Here is a 14,854-nt window from a genome sequence, read left to right as displayed (position 1 = left end):
AATTAAAACCTTACAATTATGACAATCAACGTTCAATCTATCAATTTCACAGCTGACGGAAAATTAATCGAATTTGCAAAAAAGAAAATAGAAAAACTGGAGCAGTTTTACGACAATATACTCAATGCTGAAGTAGTATTTAAAGTTGAGAATGCGTCGGATCGAGTTAACAAATTTGCGGAGATTATACTAAGAATTGTAGGAGATGATGTTGTTGTTAAAAAAACATGTAAGACCTTCGAAGAAGCTATTGATTTGAATGTCAGGGCTGCAGAACGAATTTTAAAAAAGCACAAAGAAAATATTAAATAAATTGATTTTTTTTCATCAAATCATTTGAATCAAAAAAAATAAATATCTACATTTGCACCTCGTTCGAAAGAGCGGGGTTTTTTTACAACAAAAGCCGATGTAGCTCAGCTGGCTAGAGCAGCTGATTTGTAATCAGCAGGTCGTGGGTTCGAGTCCCTCCATCGGCTCTTAAAAAACGAATCGAAACGGTACGATTCAATCGAGATTAATTCTCGTTATTTGAAATATTATTGGGGAGATACTCAAGCGGCCAACGAGGGCAGACTGTAAATCTGCTGACTACGTCTTCGCAGGTTCGAATCCTGCTCTCCCCACAACCTTAGATCTTATGTAAGATTTTAAAATGCGAGAGTAGCTCAGTTGGTAGAGCGTCAGCCTTCCAAGCTGAATGTCGCCGGTTCGAACCCGGTCTCTCGCTCTCTTTAATTGCCGGTGTAGCTCAGGGGTAGAGCGTTTCCTTGGTAAGGAAGAGGTCGGCAGTTCAAATCTGCTCGCTGGCTCAACTTAACATAGTAAAGGCAATTACAAAACAAAAAACACCTAAAAGTATTTAGGTGTTTTTTTTTGCTCGAAATTAAAAGCTACTTGTTCTCTGAGGAATTGTTTTCGAATACTTTTATGAGGTAGTAAATTCCTAATAAGGACAGTCCTATAATTAATAGAAGACTTGCACCTGCCCAGGACATTAGTTTAAAAAGACATCCAAAAATTCCAATGGATAACCCTAAGTATTTTACTTTATTCATAGTTGTTGATTTATTTAAAGAAATTGGTCCAAGCGCTGAGGTCTTTAATTAATCTATAAAATACACCCACCACAGTTATTGCAATTAAGAAAAATTTGAAAAATTTGAGCGCCATATTGAGGGTATTATTTTTCTTATTTGTAGTTTATATTAGCTTCCTCCCCAGCTTTCCTGGAAGAATACACCCACAGCTAATTCTAACCAAAGATAGAATACTATAAGTATGATCAAAATTAAGGTGTTTTTTTTCATTGGCACAAGTTATTTTTACGGTTGAGTTTATTTTTTATTCAAAAAAAAATACAGCACAATTAAAGTAACAAGTACTCCTTTAAAAAAACTCAAATATGCAGATGTAATCGGGTTTTTTCTGATAAAATTGATTTGCCAGTTAAATAGTTTTCTCACAAGAATTATTTTTTAAGTAAAGACAAATACAAGATACATAAAATCAACTAGCCAAATTAAAGTGCTTTTAAAATTAATATTTCATTAACGGTTTATAATAATATCCGATACGTAAATTAAGAGTATATAAATTATTATTTTTACTGAATGCAATCAATTTTACATTCAGTTATTTTTAATCTAAAATATTTTAGCTTTTGGGTTTTATATTTCGTTATTGCTCGTTTATGTTTTTTGTTATATCATTTTGAATCAACAGCCACTCTCGAAATTAATGAGATATTGAACGTAATAGTTTATGGGTTTCGTTTAGATTTGTCAATAGCGGGCTACTTATCTGTAATTCCTTTTTTATTAATTTTTCTGGGCGCATTTATCACAAACAAATTTATTAGAATAATTCATAAAGCATACAGTTACGGAGTCATACCCTTATTAAATATTCTTCTCATTGTAGACCTTTTTCTTTATACCTATTGGAATATCCGTTTAGATACCAGTTTTTCAAGATATTTAAACACTCCAGAACTAATGTTTGCTTCGGTTTCCACTTTTGAAATTATTTTATTTATATTTCTTATTCTTGCTACATCTCTGATTAGTTTTCGACTCATCAACTTTTTCATCTATTCCAAGAAAAAAGAAATTAAAGTCTCTCTTTTGGGATCAATTGTTCTTTTGTTCTGTTTGGGATTATTGATACTTCCTATTCGAGGTGGTCTTCAAACAATTCCTATTAACCAGAGTAATGTTTATTTTTCAAAAAAAATGTTCGCTAATCATGCTGCTGTAAATTACGGTTGGAATTTCATACATGCACTTTCGAAAAGGGTAGATTCTAAAGATAATCCCTTTATGAGTTTTACCCCTGAAGTTGGTAGTGCTATTTATAGCTCTTTAATACATGATTTAAAAACAAAAGACTCTTTTAAAAATCCATTATTAAAGTCAGAAAAACCAAATATTATTTTGATAATTTGGGAAGGGTTTACTGCTAAGATTGTTGAACCCCTTGGAGGAGATCATAACATTACCCCATATTTTAATCAGTTAACAAAGGAAGGTATTCTATTCAGGAATTTTTATGCCAATGGTGATCGAACCGATAAAGGCCTAGTTGCATTACTAAGCGGTTATTATCCACAACCCAAAAAGAGTATCATTAAAATGCCTAGTAAATCTAAAAAGCTCCCACTTTTATCTCAGGAAATGAAATCTTTAGGGTACACCAATTCTTTTTATCATGGAGGTGATTTAAATTTCGGTAATATGAAAACTTATCTGACTGGAAAAGGGATTGATCAAATTTATGGGTCTGAGATATTTGAAAGTAAAGATTGGAATTCTAAATGGGGTGTTCATGATCATGTCCTTTTTAATCGAGTAGTTTCAGATTTAAAAGACGAAAGTCAATTTCCTTTCTTTAAAACAATTCTAACTTTAACAAGTCATGAGCCTTATGAGTTTCCGGGTGTGTATAAATTTGGAAATGACTCGGAGTTGAATAAATTCAAGAGTTCAATGTCGTATACCGATAAATCGGTTTATGATTTTGTTGAGTTTGCAAAAAAACAATCTTGGTGGGATAATACATTGATTGTAATAACGGGTGACCACGGACACCATCTGCCCAAAACTCCTGAGAAGATTTTTAATAATCCAAGAAGATTTCAAATTCCTATGTTATGGATCGGAGGAGCATTAGCTTCAAAAGGAATTTATAATGACAATATTGGCTCACAAGTAGATCTTGCTTTTACACTTTTAGATTTATTAAATGGGGACAATAGTAATTTTAAGTACAGTACCCATTTGTTTAATTCAAAAGAAAATAGATTTGCTCATTATGTATTTAATCAAGGATTCGGAACAATTAATAATTCTGGTTATATAGTGTATGATTTTATAAGTGATGCTGTAGTAGAATCTAATGTGGAGTCAAAAGAACAATTAAAAAACACGGGAAAAGCAATTTTGCAAACCACCTATCAAGACTTTTTAGAAAAGTAATTCCACTATGGAAATAAACACCCACCACATACAAACAACCAAAACTGCCCGATATAGCACTTATGGTATTTTGAGTTCAAAAACAAAATACTTTTGGTTTGTTCTTCATGGTTCAAATATGCTTGCGGAACAGATGATTTATAAGTTTAAAGAATTTGATCCAGAGACTCATTTTGTTGTTTCTCCAGAAGGGTTGTCTCGATTTTATGTAAACGGATTCGGAGGAGAAGTGGTTGCTTCATGGATGACTAAACGTGATCGATTAGAGGAAATACATGATTTCTCAGTCTATTGCTCCAAATTATTTAACACTTACAAAACACAATTACCTCGGTCTTCTAGAACAATCATTATGGGATTTTCGCAAGGTGGAATAACAGCTCTGCGTTGGCTGCATCACATTAAAGTCTCTGTCGATTTTTTAATTCCATATGCCTGTTGGATTCCAGAGGATATAAACTATCAAGAGGGAAAGTCCCAATGGAACGAGATGTGTAAAATTTACACCTATGGTTCGAAAGACCAGTTTCTAAATGAAAAAAAGATAAAAGAAATAGAGTCGATTTGTAAAGCAGGCGATTTAGATTTTTATACAGAAGTTTATTCTGGAGATCATCGGGTAGATAAAAAGCAGCTTAAAAAGATTTTTAAGCAGTATATTGAACATTAAATAGAATAAAAACATATGGCCAATACAACTTTTTGGGAGGGATCAGATCACTACCTATGTGACATAGAATTAGCGCAGGCATTTCATATTGCACGTACACTAGGAATGCCTTTACTTATAGAAGGCGAACCAGGTACAGGAAAAACGGAATTACCATTGCAGTATGCAGCAAGTCAAAAAACAGAAATGTTTGTTTATCCTGCGGGTTCGAAAAGTAACGTAGAACAGTTTGTTGCCAAATTTGACCATGTTAAGTATTTAAGGGACTCTCAAATTGAAATCTTAAATGCACAACGTAATGAAAAAGGTTTGGAAACCAAACTATCCACTGGTGGAAGAGATACAGAGAGTTTATCGGACTATGTAGTTTTGGGACCTGCCGCAAAAGCATTTAGCCAACCCAATTCAGTTTTGTTAATTGATGAAATAGATAAGGCTCCAAGAGAGTTTCCAAACGATTTACTTTATGCTTTAAGTCATAGAAAATTCATTTTACCAGAATCAGGAGAGGTAATCGAAACTACTGAAAAAGACATGCCTGCTATTATAATTACATCCAACAGAGAGCAGGAGCTACCAACAGCTTTTAAGGGACGGTGTATTTATCATTACATTCAATTTCCTGATTCCGAAAAAATGCGGCTGATTGTAAGCAAACATCACGCTGAAGTCTCTAATGAAATAGTAGATGCTTCTTTAGATATATTTTATCAGTTAAGAAGAATTGGTTTAGAACGTTCTCCAACGACAAGAGAGCTTTTGAATTGGTTACGTTATATTAAAACATTTACCACACAAGAGGCATTGTCAAAAATTAATGCTTTAGATGGACTCGGAACATTGATTAAAACTCAAGCTGATCTTGAAAAGGTAAAACGTCAATTTGGAAATCCATCCGAATCAAGTTTTGGAACTTTAAATTAATATATGTTTACAAAACTTCCTGAAGCTTTTAGAAAATTTAATCTTGCAGTAGATGTTCGTTCTCTGTTATTGCTTCAGAAAGCTATGGATCGGGGTTTAGTTAAAACTATAGGAGATTTGTATAATGTTCTCCGAACTTTTATAGTTAAAGATCCAGAATACATAGGTCCATACACTAAAGCTTTCTACGCTTATTTTTTAGACATTAAAATTAGACCAAACGATAGATTGAATGATGCAATTTTGCGTTCTCAGACATTTGAGCAGTGGAAAGAAGTCAATTTTGGTCGACTAGAAGAGGATTTATCTCCAGATGAGTTGGTTAATGATTTTCTAGATCAAGTTCATTTAACGCATTATGATATTAAAGAAGTTTTAGATGGAAGAGAACTTTGGGATAAAGACAAAAGTGACTTAGAAGACAACCAAGACCAAAACGATGAAGAGGCTCCAAACCGACCTTTAGATCGAATGGCAGATTATTCTGATTTAAGTTTAGAAGAATTAATGAAGCGGATGGAGGAAGTAATGAAACAACAGAAGTCAAAGCACAGTGGCGGAAGCCATTGGGTAGGAACAGGAGGAATTTCGCCTTATGGTCATGGAGGAGCAGCAAAAGATGGGATTCGAGTAGGAGGTTCAGGAGGAGGTAAAATGGCACGTAAAGTATTGGGAGATTCAAATTATTTTCCTGTAGACCTAGACGCAGTTCTAAACGACGACAACATTGACGCAGCTTTAGCTTCTTTAAAAGGAATTATTGAAGAAACAGCACAAGAAACTTTAGATGTAAAAGAAACAATCGATAAAGGATTAGAGCGCGGAGGACTTTTTATTCCAGAAATTAAAAACGAAACCTCCGACAAACTCCAGGTTCTTTTAGTTATTGATAATGGAGGTTATTCCATGCATCCTTATATTAACGCAGTCCAAACCCTGTTTAGGAAGATGAAAACAAGATTTGCTCACGATATGGAAACCTACTATTTTCATAATACAGTTTATAGGCAAGTCTTTATAGATTCCCAACGAAGAAAACCAATGACTATAGAACGTTTTTTATCTAAAGATCCAAATTATCATGTTTTTTTTATTGGAGATGCTGCGATGGCACCCTATGAATTAGACCGAAATAGTTTAAATACATATTCCGAAATAAAAGAACATTTTAAAAAAGTTGCTTGGTTAAACCCAGAACCTATTAAGTATTGGAACGGAACATTATCAACTCAAATTATAAAAGAACTTCTTCCGATGTATCCACTCACCCCAAAGGGGATTGAAAAAGCAGTACTCGAAATGAATAAGAAAAAGTAAAATTCAGAAGATTAGTTTGAATTTTACAAAAGAAATATTGCTGAACTCAAAGTGATTTTCATCTGCTTAATAGTCAATATTTAACCTAAAAAATAGACTCAAAATAACCTACCTTAAAAAAAATATTTAAAAAATTCTAGAAAAGTAATTTTTAAATAAAAAAATTTATAAATTTGCACCTCTTAAAACATTAAAGAAAAACCTGTATTATGGCTAAAGAAACATTTGATCGGTCGAAACCACACTTAAATATTGGAACTATCGGTCACGTAGATCACGGTAAAACTACACTAACTGCTGCAATTACTAAAGTAATGTCAGACGCTGGTTACTCTGAAGCGAGAAGTTTTGACCAAATCGACAACGCTCCTGAAGAAAAAGAGCGTGGTATTACTATCAACACATCACACGTTGAGTATCAAACAGAAAATCGTCATTACGCTCACGTTGACTGTCCAGGTCACGCCGATTACGTAAAGAACATGGTTACTGGTGCTGCACAAATGGATGGAGCAATTCTTGTAGTTGCTGCAACAGACGGACCAATGCCACAAACCAGAGAGCACATCCTTTTAGGACGTCAGGTTGGTGTACCTCGTATTGTTGTGTTTCTTAACAAAGTTGACATGGTTGACGATGAAGAGCTTTTAGAATTAGTTGATATGGAAGTAAGAGATTTACTTTCTTTCTATGATTACGATGGAGATAACACTCCTGTAGTATTAGGATCTGCACTAGGTGCTCTTAACGGAGATGCTAAATGGGTAGACAGCGTAATGAAGCTTATGTCTGAAGTTGATGCTTGGATTGAACTTCCAAAGCGTGACGTTGACAAAGACGCATTGATGCCTGTAGAAGACGTATTCTCAATTACTGGTCGTGGTACTGTTGCTACGGGACGAATCGAAACTGGGGTATTTAACACTGGAGACGAAGTTGATATTATCGGTATGGGAGCTGAAAAGTTAAAGTCTACTGTAACTGGAGTTGAAATGTTTAGAAAAATATTAGACCGAGGTGAAGCTGGAGATAACGTTGGTATCTTATTAAGAGGTATTGAAAAAACAGATATCAAAAGAGGTATGGTAATCTGTAAGCCAGGTTCTGTAACTCCACATGCTAAGTTTAAAGCTGAGGTTTACGTTCTTAAAAAAGAAGAAGGTGGACGTCACACTCCATTCCATAATAACTATCGTCCACAGTTCTACGTTCGTACAACTGACGTAACAGGAAACATTACACTTCCTGATGGCGTAGAGATGGTTATGCCTGGAGATAACTTAACGATCCATGTAGATCTAATCAACCCAATCGCACTAAGCCTTGGATTACGTTTTGCAATCCGTGAAGGTGGTAGAACTGTAGGTGCTGGTCAGGTTACAGAGATCCTAGATTAAGCAAAAAAGTTTTTAATATGATGCATCAAGGTGTCCGTCTTCGACGGATGCCTTTTGTGTCAAATAAAAACGGGTTTAGCTCAGTTGGTAGAGCACTGGTCTCCAAAACCAGGTGTCGGGAGTTCGAGCCTCTCAACCCGTGCATAATTAATAATAGCAACAAATGTCAGCAATTATATCCTATATAAAAGATTCTTTCGAAGAGTTAAGTAACAATGTTTCGTGGACTCCACGAGCAGAATTACAACGATTAACAGTTGTAGTACTTGTTTTTTCACTCCTTTTTTCATTAGCTATATGGGGTGCCGACACAGTTCTATCTAGAGTTATAGGTGTTTACTTTAACTTAATCAACGGATAAATGTCTGAAGTAAGCGAAAAAAAATGGTATGTTGTTCGCGCTGTAAGCGGGCAAGAAGCTAAAATTAAAGATTATATAGCTTCAGAGATTACCCGTCTTGGGTATGATCACCATCTCGAAGATATTCTTGTTCCAACTGAAAAAGTTGTGCAAATCCGTAATGGAAAAAAAATAAATAAAGAAAAAGTATATTTCCCGGGTTACATTATGATAAAAGCTGATTTAGTAGGTGAGATTCCTCACATTATTAAATCTGTAACTAATGTAATAGGTTTCTTAGGAGAAACAAAAGGAGGAGAACCAATTCCTTTAAGATCCTCAGAAGTTAGCCGTATGTTAGGTAAAGTTGATGAACTCGCTCTTACAGAGGAGCACGCAGCTATTCCATATTCATCCGGAGAGACAATTAAAGTAATCGATGGCCCATTCAATGGATTTACAGGATCTATTGAAAACGTTAACGAGGAGAAACGTAAACTTCAAGTAATGGTTAAGATTTTCGGAAGAAAAACACCATTAGAATTGAGTTACATGCAAGTAGAGAAAATATAAATGTTACACAAATATCGAATGAAATAGAGCTTCCACTCTAAATCATTCTTAATCGTAAATTGAAACAATGGCAAAAGAAATAGACAAGCTAGTCAAATTACAAGTAAGGGGAGGTGCAGCGAATCCGTCGCCACCGGTTGGACCCGCGCTAGGTGCTGCAGGGGTCAATATCATGGAGTTTTGTAAGCAGTTTAATGCTAGAACTCAGGATAAGCCTGGTAAAGTTTTACCAGTTGTAATCTCTGTATATAAAGATAAGTCATTTGACTTCATCATCAAAACACCTCCGGCGGCCATTCAATTGATGGAAGCAGCAAAAGCCAAGAAAGGTTCAGGTGAGCCAAATAGAGTTAAAGTTGCAAAAGTATCTTGGGACCAAGTACGAGTAATTGCAGAGGATAAAATGCAAGATTTAAATGCATTTACAATTGAATCAGCAATGAAAATGGTTGCGGGTACCGCACGATCTATGGGCTTCACTGTATCAGGAGGAGAGTCCCCTTTTTAATTTTATAAAGAAAGAAAATGGCAAGACTTACAAAAAATCAGAAAGAATCAAGAGCTAAAGTAGAAGCAAATAAAGTCTACTCTCTTGAAGAAGCTTCCTCATTAGTTAAAGAAATTACTAATGTAAAATTCGACGCTTCTGTGGACTTAGCAGTTCGTTTAGGAGTTGATCCTAAGAAAGCTAATCAAATGGTTCGTGGAGTAGTAACCCTTCCTCATGGTACTGGAAAAAATGTTCGAGTACTCGCTTTAGTAACTCCTGACAAGGAAGCTGAAGCATTAGAAGGTGGAGCTGACTACGTTGGACTAGATGAGTATTTACAAAAAATCAAAGACGGTTGGACCGATGTTGATGTAATTGTTACAATGCCTAGTGTTATGGGTAAATTAGGTCCTTTAGGACGCGTATTAGGCCCACGTGGTTTGATGCCAAACCCAAAGACAGGTACAGTAACTATGGACGTTAAGAAAGCTGTTAGTGATGTAAAAGGAGGTAAGATTGATTTCAAAGTTGATAAAACTGGAATCGTTCATGCATCTGTAGGTAAATCATCATTCACCGCTGACAAAATCAAGGAGAATGCAGCAGAATTATTAAATACAATTTTGAAGCTTAAACCTTCTACGACCAAAGGAGTTTATGTGAAGAGCATTTTTATGTCCAGCACAATGAGTCCTAGTATTTCAATTGACACTAAAATCGCTTAAGATTTTTTAAAACTAATTCGAATGACAAGAGAAGAAAAATCGCAAGTAATTGAAACGCTAACCGCAGAACTATCTGACGCTAAAACTTTGTATCTAACAGATACAGCAGGTTTAAATGCTAAAGATACTACCGCGCTTAGACGTGCTTGTTTTAAGGCTGGTATTAGACTATCCGTAGTTAAGAATACACTTTTATCAAAAGCAATGGATGCTTCAGATAAAGAATTCGGTGACTTAAAAGAAGTATTGAAAGGAAATACATCATTGATGTTTTCTGAGGTTGGTAATGCACCAGCAAAAGTAATCAAAGATTTCCGTAAGAAATCTGACAAACCTGTTTTAAAGGGCGCTTATATTGAAGAGGCTGTTTATGTAGGTGATGATCAAATTGATCTTTTAGTTGCAATCAAATCGAAAGAAGAATTAATTGGTGATATTATTACCTTATTACAATCTCCTGCTAAGAACGTTATCTCTGGACTTAAGTCTGGTGGAGGAACACTTGCAGGTATTATTAAAACTTTATCAGAAAAATAGACTGATAAACCCGGTGCTTGCACCAAACTAAATATTATTTAAATAAATTTCAAAACTATAGAAAATGGCAGATTTAAAAGAATTCGCAGAACAACTAGTTAATTTAACAGTAAAAGAAGTTAATGAATTAGCTACTATTTTAAAAGATGAGTATGGTATCGAGCCAGCAGCAGCAGCAGTTGCAGTGGCAGGTCCAGCTGCAGGTGGTGCAGATGCGGCAGAAGAGCAAACAGAATTTACTGTTGTTCTTAAGTCAGCAGGTGCTTCTAAATTAGCAGTTGTTAAACTTGTAAAAGAACTTACAGGTCTTGGTCTTAAAGAAGCTAAAGGTTTAGTTGACGAGGCACCAGCTAATGTAAAAGAAGGTGTTTCTAAAGACGAAGCTGAAGGATTAAAAACTTCTTTAGAAGAAGCTGGAGCTGAGGTTGAGCTTAAATAGTTCTCCCCACCCCAATAAATAAGGTTATTGCCTCTGGAATTTGTCCAGAGGCTTTAACCCTTTTATAGTTTATAGACATCCCAAGTCTTGTATCGTTGTTGAAATTAATATAAAACCACTCCTGATGCCGAGTATATTAAAGAATAGAGTAAATTTTGCTTCTGCTAAGAAGACACCCGATTATCCTGATTTTCTTGATATTCAAATTAAATCTTTTCAAGATTTCTTTCAACTCGAGACCAAATCTGCCGAACGTGCAGAAGAAGGTCTTTTCAATACTTTCAAAGAAAACTTCCCAATTACGGATACTCGTAATCAGTTTGTTTTAGAATTTATTGATTATTTCGTTGATCCACCTAGATATTCCATTCAGGAATGTATTGAGCGTGGATTAACATATTCAGTTCCTTTAAAGGCACGTCTAAAATTGTATTGCACCGATCCGGAACACGAGGATTTCGAAACAATCGTACAAGACGTATTCCTTGGAACAATTCCTTACATGACTCCAAGTGGAACTTTTGTGATCAATGGTGCTGAACGTATCGTTGTATCTCAGTTACACCGTTCACCTGGTGTGTTCTTTGGACAGTCATTCCATGCAAATGGTACTAAATTGTACTCTGCTAGAGTAATTCCTTTTAAAGGATCTTGGATTGAGTTTGCTACAGACATTAACAATGTAATGTATGCATACATCGATCGTAAGAAAAAATTACCCGTAACTACACTTTTCCGTGCAATCGGATTTGAAAGTGATAAAGATATTCTTGAAATCTTTGATCTTGCAGAAGAGGTTAAAGTTTCAAAAACCGCACTCAAGAAAATTCTTGGACGTAAGCTTGCTGCACGTGTATTAAATTCATGGCATGAAGATTTCGTTGATGAAGACACAGGTGAAGTAATTTCAATTGAACGTAACGAGATCATCATTGATCGTGATACAGTAGTTGAAAAAGACCACATCGATGAAATTCTTGAGGCTAACGTAAAAACTATTTTATTGCACAAAGAAGACGCTCATATGTCTGATTATGCAATCATTCACAATACACTTCAAAAAGATCCAACAAACTCAGAAAAAGAGGCTGTTGAACACATATATCGTCAATTAAGAAATGCTGAGCCGCCAGATGAAGAAACTGCGCGTGGTATTATTGACAAATTATTCTTCTCGGATCAACGATATAACCTAGGTGAGGTTGGTCGTTACCGTATGAATAAAAAGTTAGGGAACGACGAAGGAATGGATAAACTTGTTTTAACGAAACAAGACATCATTACCATAGTTAAATATTTAATTGAATTGATTAACTCGAAAGCAGAAATCGATGATATTGATCACTTATCTAACCGTCGTGTTCGTACTGTAGGAGAGCAATTATCTTCTCAGTTTGGAGTAGGTTTAGCTCGTATGGCTAGAACAATTCGTGAACGAATGAATGTTCGTGATAACGAAGTATTTACTCCGATTGACCTAATCAATGCTAAAACATTATCCTCAGTAATTAACACATTCTTTGGAACAAACCAATTATCTCAGTTCATGGATCAAACGAATCCATTAGCAGAGATTACTCACAAGAGACGTTTATCAGCTCTTGGACCTGGTGGACTTTCAAGAGAACGAGCTGGTTTTGAGGTGCGAGATGTACATTACACTCACTACGGACGTTTATGTCCTATTGAAACTCCAGAGGGACCAAACATTGGTTTGATTTCTTCGCTAGGTGTTTTCGCAAAAGTAAATAACTTAGGATTTATTGAGACTCCTTACCGTAAAGTTACAGAAGGGAAAATTAACCTTGACGAAACTATTTACTTAAGTGCAGAAGAGGAAGAGAGTAAATTAATTGCTCAAGCGAACATTCCTTTTGATGAGAATGGAACCATTACTGCAGATAAAATTATTGCACGCCAAGAAGCAGATTATCCTGTAATTGACCCTAATTTAGTTGACTACACAGATGTAGCACCGAATCAAATTGCATCTATTTCTGCATCTTTAATTCCTTTCCTCGAACATGATGATGCAAACCGTGCATTGATGGGATCTAACATGATGCGTCAGGCAGTTCCTTTATTACGTCCTGAATCGCCAATTGTAGGTACTGGTCTTGAGCGTCAAGTTGCTTCAGATTCTAGAGTACTTATAAATGCTGAAGGTAACGGTGTTGTAGAATATGTAGATGCTAATAAAATTACAATCAAATACGATCTTACTGAGAACGAGCATTTGGTTCGATTTGAAAGCGATACTAAATCATACAACTTAATTAAATTTAGAAAAACTAACCAAGGGACTTGTATTAACTTAAAACCAATAGTTAAAAAAGGCGATCGTGTTGAAAAAGGTCAAGTACTTTCTCAAGGATATGCAACTCAAGATGGAGAGCTTGCTTTAGGAAGAAACATGAAAGTAGCCTTCATGCCTTGGAAAGGGTATAACTTTGAGGATGCAATTGTAATTTCTGAGCGTGTTGTTCGTGAGGACGTATTTACTTCTATTCATATTGATGAATATTCTCTAGATGTTCGAGATACTAAATTAGGTTCAGAAGAACTTACAAATGATATCCCTAACGTTAGTGAAGAAGCTACCAAAGATCTTGATGAATTTGGAATGATTCGTATTGGAGCTGAAGTTCATCCAGGAGATATATTAATTGGAAAAATTACTCCTAAAGGAGAATCAGATCCAACGCCAGAAGAAAAACTTTTACGCGCTATATTCGGTGATAAAGCTGGAGATGTAAAAGATGCTTCATTAAAAGCACCACCATCTCTTCATGGGGTTGTAATTGATAAAAAATTATTTACTCGATCTGTAAAAGATAAGCGTAAAAGAAATCAAGATAAACAAGAGTTGGAAGAATTAGAAAACCAATTCATTGCTAAGTTTGATAATCTTCGTTCTATTATGGTTGAAAAATTATTCACCATCGTGAACGGAAAAACTTGTCAAGGGGTACAGAATGACCTAGGGGAAGAAATTTTACCAAAAGGGAAAAAATATACCCTTAAGATGCTAACTGCAGTAGAAGATTATACGCACCTTACTAAAGGAGTGTGGACTACTACAGATTCTACTAATGAATTAATTGCAGACTTAATCCATAACTACAAGATCAAAGAAAATGATCTTCAGGGAGCATTACGTCGTGAGAAATTTACAATTAGTGTTGGAGATGAATTACCAGCTGGAATTAAACGTTTAGCAAAAGTATATATTGCTAAGAAACGTAAACTTAAAGTAGGTGATAAAATGGCAGGACGTCACGGAAATAAAGGTATTGTTGCACGTATTGTACGTCACGAAGAAATGCCTTTCTTAGAAGACGGAACACCAGTAGATATCGTTCTAAACCCATTAGGAGTACCTTCTCGAATGAATATTGGTCAGATTTATGAAACAGTTCTTGGATGGGCTGGTCAAAAATTAGATCAGAAATATGCTACACCAATTTTTGATGGAGCAAGTGCAAGTCAAATTGACTCACTTACAGACGAAGCAGGAATTCCAAGATACGGACATACTTATCTTTATGACGGAGGAACAGGAGAGCGTTTTGATCAACCAGCAACAGTAGGTGTAATCTACATGCTTAAATTAGGGCATATGGTAGATGACAAAATGCACTCAAGATCTATCGGACCTTACTCTCTTATCACGCAACAACCACTGGGTGGTAAAGCACAATTTGGAGGTCAACGTTTCGGAGAGATGGAAGTTTGGGCACTTGAAGCATATGGAGCTTCTAGTACACTACAGGAAATCTTAACAGTTAAATCCGATGATGTTGTAGGTAGAGCTAAAACATATGAAGCGATTGTAAAAGGAGACACACTTCCTGAACCAGGTTTACCTGAGTCGTTTAATGTATTGATGCATGAATTGAAAGGTCTAGGTCTTGACATTCGTTTAGAAGAATAATAAAGAAGTTCACTTCTTTTATAAATATTATA

14 protein-coding genes and 5 tRNA genes are annotated in these 14,854 nt (G+C 35.4%); 18 read left to right on the top strand and 1 reads right to left on the bottom strand.

Going from position 1 to position 14,854, the window contains the following annotated elements; genetic code table 11:
- Positions 1 to 18 precede the first annotated feature (18 nt).
- The 5 genes from hpf (at position 19) to NG655_RS07555 (ending at position 812) form a co-directional block, all read left to right on the top strand.
- Positions 19 to 312, top strand: a complete 294-nt coding sequence (gene hpf, locus NG655_RS07575; protein ID WP_252158716.1) for a ribosome hibernation-promoting factor, HPF/YfiA family — start codon at positions 19 to 21, stop codon at positions 310 to 312.
- Between the two features lie 93 nt (positions 313 to 405).
- A tRNA-Thr gene (locus NG655_RS07570) sits at positions 406 to 479 on the top strand.
- Positions 480 to 544: 65 nt separating this feature from the next.
- Positions 545 to 626, top strand: a tRNA-Tyr gene (locus NG655_RS07565).
- A 31-nt stretch (positions 627 to 657) separates the two neighbouring features.
- Positions 658 to 730: transfer RNA gene (locus NG655_RS07560), tRNA-Gly, on the top strand.
- Positions 731 to 740: 10 nt separating this feature from the next.
- Positions 741 to 812: transfer RNA gene (locus NG655_RS07555), tRNA-Thr, on the top strand.
- 81 nt (positions 813 to 893) lie between these two features.
- Here the strand turns inward: NG655_RS07555 and NG655_RS07550 are convergent.
- Complete coding sequence (locus NG655_RS07550) at positions 894 to 1,058, bottom strand: GldL-related protein (RefSeq protein WP_252158715.1); 165 nt, start codon at positions 1,056 to 1,058, stop codon at positions 894 to 896.
- A 555-nt stretch (positions 1,059 to 1,613) separates the two neighbouring features.
- Between NG655_RS07550 and NG655_RS07545 the strand changes: the two genes are divergently transcribed.
- The 13 genes from NG655_RS07545 to rpoB all read left to right on the top strand — a co-directional run bounded on the left by NG655_RS07545 (position 1,614) and on the right by rpoB (position 14,822).
- Positions 1,614 to 3,476 (top strand): LTA synthase family protein, encoded by a 1,863-nt coding sequence (locus NG655_RS07545; RefSeq protein ID WP_252158714.1) that lies wholly within the window; start codon positions 1,614 to 1,616, stop codon positions 3,474 to 3,476.
- A 7-nt stretch (positions 3,477 to 3,483) separates the two neighbouring features.
- The gene (locus tag NG655_RS07540; protein ID WP_252158713.1) at positions 3,484 to 4,146 is read left to right on the top strand and encodes an alpha/beta hydrolase; all 663 of its coding nucleotides are present in this window, start codon (positions 3,484 to 3,486) and stop codon (positions 4,144 to 4,146) included.
- A gap of 15 nt (positions 4,147 to 4,161) precedes the next feature.
- Positions 4,162 to 5,070, top strand: coding sequence for an AAA family ATPase (locus tag NG655_RS07535; protein ID WP_252158712.1), 909 nt, complete (start codon positions 4,162 to 4,164; stop codon positions 5,068 to 5,070).
- A 3-nt stretch (positions 5,071 to 5,073) separates the two neighbouring features.
- Positions 5,074 to 6,387 carry a hypothetical protein gene (locus tag NG655_RS07530; protein WP_252158711.1) on the top strand — a complete coding sequence of 438 codons (1,314 nt, stop codon included), beginning with the start codon at positions 5,074 to 5,076 and terminating at the stop codon, positions 6,385 to 6,387.
- Positions 6,388 to 6,596: 209 nt separating this feature from the next.
- Positions 6,597 to 7,784, top strand: a complete 1,188-nt coding sequence (gene tuf / locus NG655_RS07525; protein WP_252158710.1) for an elongation factor Tu — start codon at positions 6,597 to 6,599, stop codon at positions 7,782 to 7,784.
- 69 nt (positions 7,785 to 7,853) lie between these two features.
- Positions 7,854 to 7,926: transfer RNA gene (locus NG655_RS07520), tRNA-Trp, on the top strand.
- A 21-nt stretch (positions 7,927 to 7,947) separates the two neighbouring features.
- Positions 7,948 to 8,145: a preprotein translocase subunit SecE gene (gene secE / locus NG655_RS07515; RefSeq protein ID WP_252158709.1), complete on the top strand. Its 198-nt coding sequence runs from the start codon at positions 7,948 to 7,950 to the stop codon at positions 8,143 to 8,145.
- On the top strand, positions 8,146 to 8,697 hold the full coding sequence (gene nusG / locus NG655_RS07510) for a transcription termination/antitermination protein NusG (protein WP_252158708.1): 552 nt from the start codon (positions 8,146 to 8,148) through the stop codon (positions 8,695 to 8,697).
- Positions 8,698 to 8,764: 67 nt separating this feature from the next.
- A complete protein-coding gene (rplK, locus tag NG655_RS07505; RefSeq protein WP_252158707.1) occupies positions 8,765 to 9,205 on the top strand; it encodes a 50S ribosomal protein L11 in 441 nt (146 codons plus the stop codon).
- Between the two features lie 17 nt (positions 9,206 to 9,222).
- Positions 9,223 to 9,912 (top strand): 50S ribosomal protein L1, encoded by a 690-nt coding sequence (gene rplA, locus NG655_RS07500; protein WP_252158706.1) that lies wholly within the window; start codon positions 9,223 to 9,225, stop codon positions 9,910 to 9,912.
- A 21-nt stretch (positions 9,913 to 9,933) separates the two neighbouring features.
- Positions 9,934 to 10,449, top strand: coding sequence for a 50S ribosomal protein L10 (rplJ, locus tag NG655_RS07495; protein WP_252158705.1), 516 nt, complete (start codon positions 9,934 to 9,936; stop codon positions 10,447 to 10,449).
- Between the two features lie 64 nt (positions 10,450 to 10,513).
- Positions 10,514 to 10,888 carry a 50S ribosomal protein L7/L12 gene (rplL, locus tag NG655_RS07490; RefSeq protein ID WP_252158704.1) on the top strand — a complete coding sequence of 125 codons (375 nt, stop codon included), beginning with the start codon at positions 10,514 to 10,516 and terminating at the stop codon, positions 10,886 to 10,888.
- A 124-nt stretch (positions 10,889 to 11,012) separates the two neighbouring features.
- Complete coding sequence (rpoB, locus tag NG655_RS07485) at positions 11,013 to 14,822, top strand: DNA-directed RNA polymerase subunit beta (protein WP_252158703.1); 3,810 nt, start codon at positions 11,013 to 11,015, stop codon at positions 14,820 to 14,822.
- Positions 14,823 to 14,854 lie beyond the last annotated feature (32 nt).

The sequence above is a fragment of the Candidatus Arcticimaribacter forsetii genome (assembly GCF_910589745.1).
In the GTDB taxonomy this organism is placed as follows: Bacteria; Bacteroidota; Bacteroidia; order Flavobacteriales; family Flavobacteriaceae; genus Arcticimaribacter; species Arcticimaribacter forsetii.
Note: the sequence above shows the minus strand (reverse complement) of the source record. Positions and strands in the feature narration are given on the sequence as shown.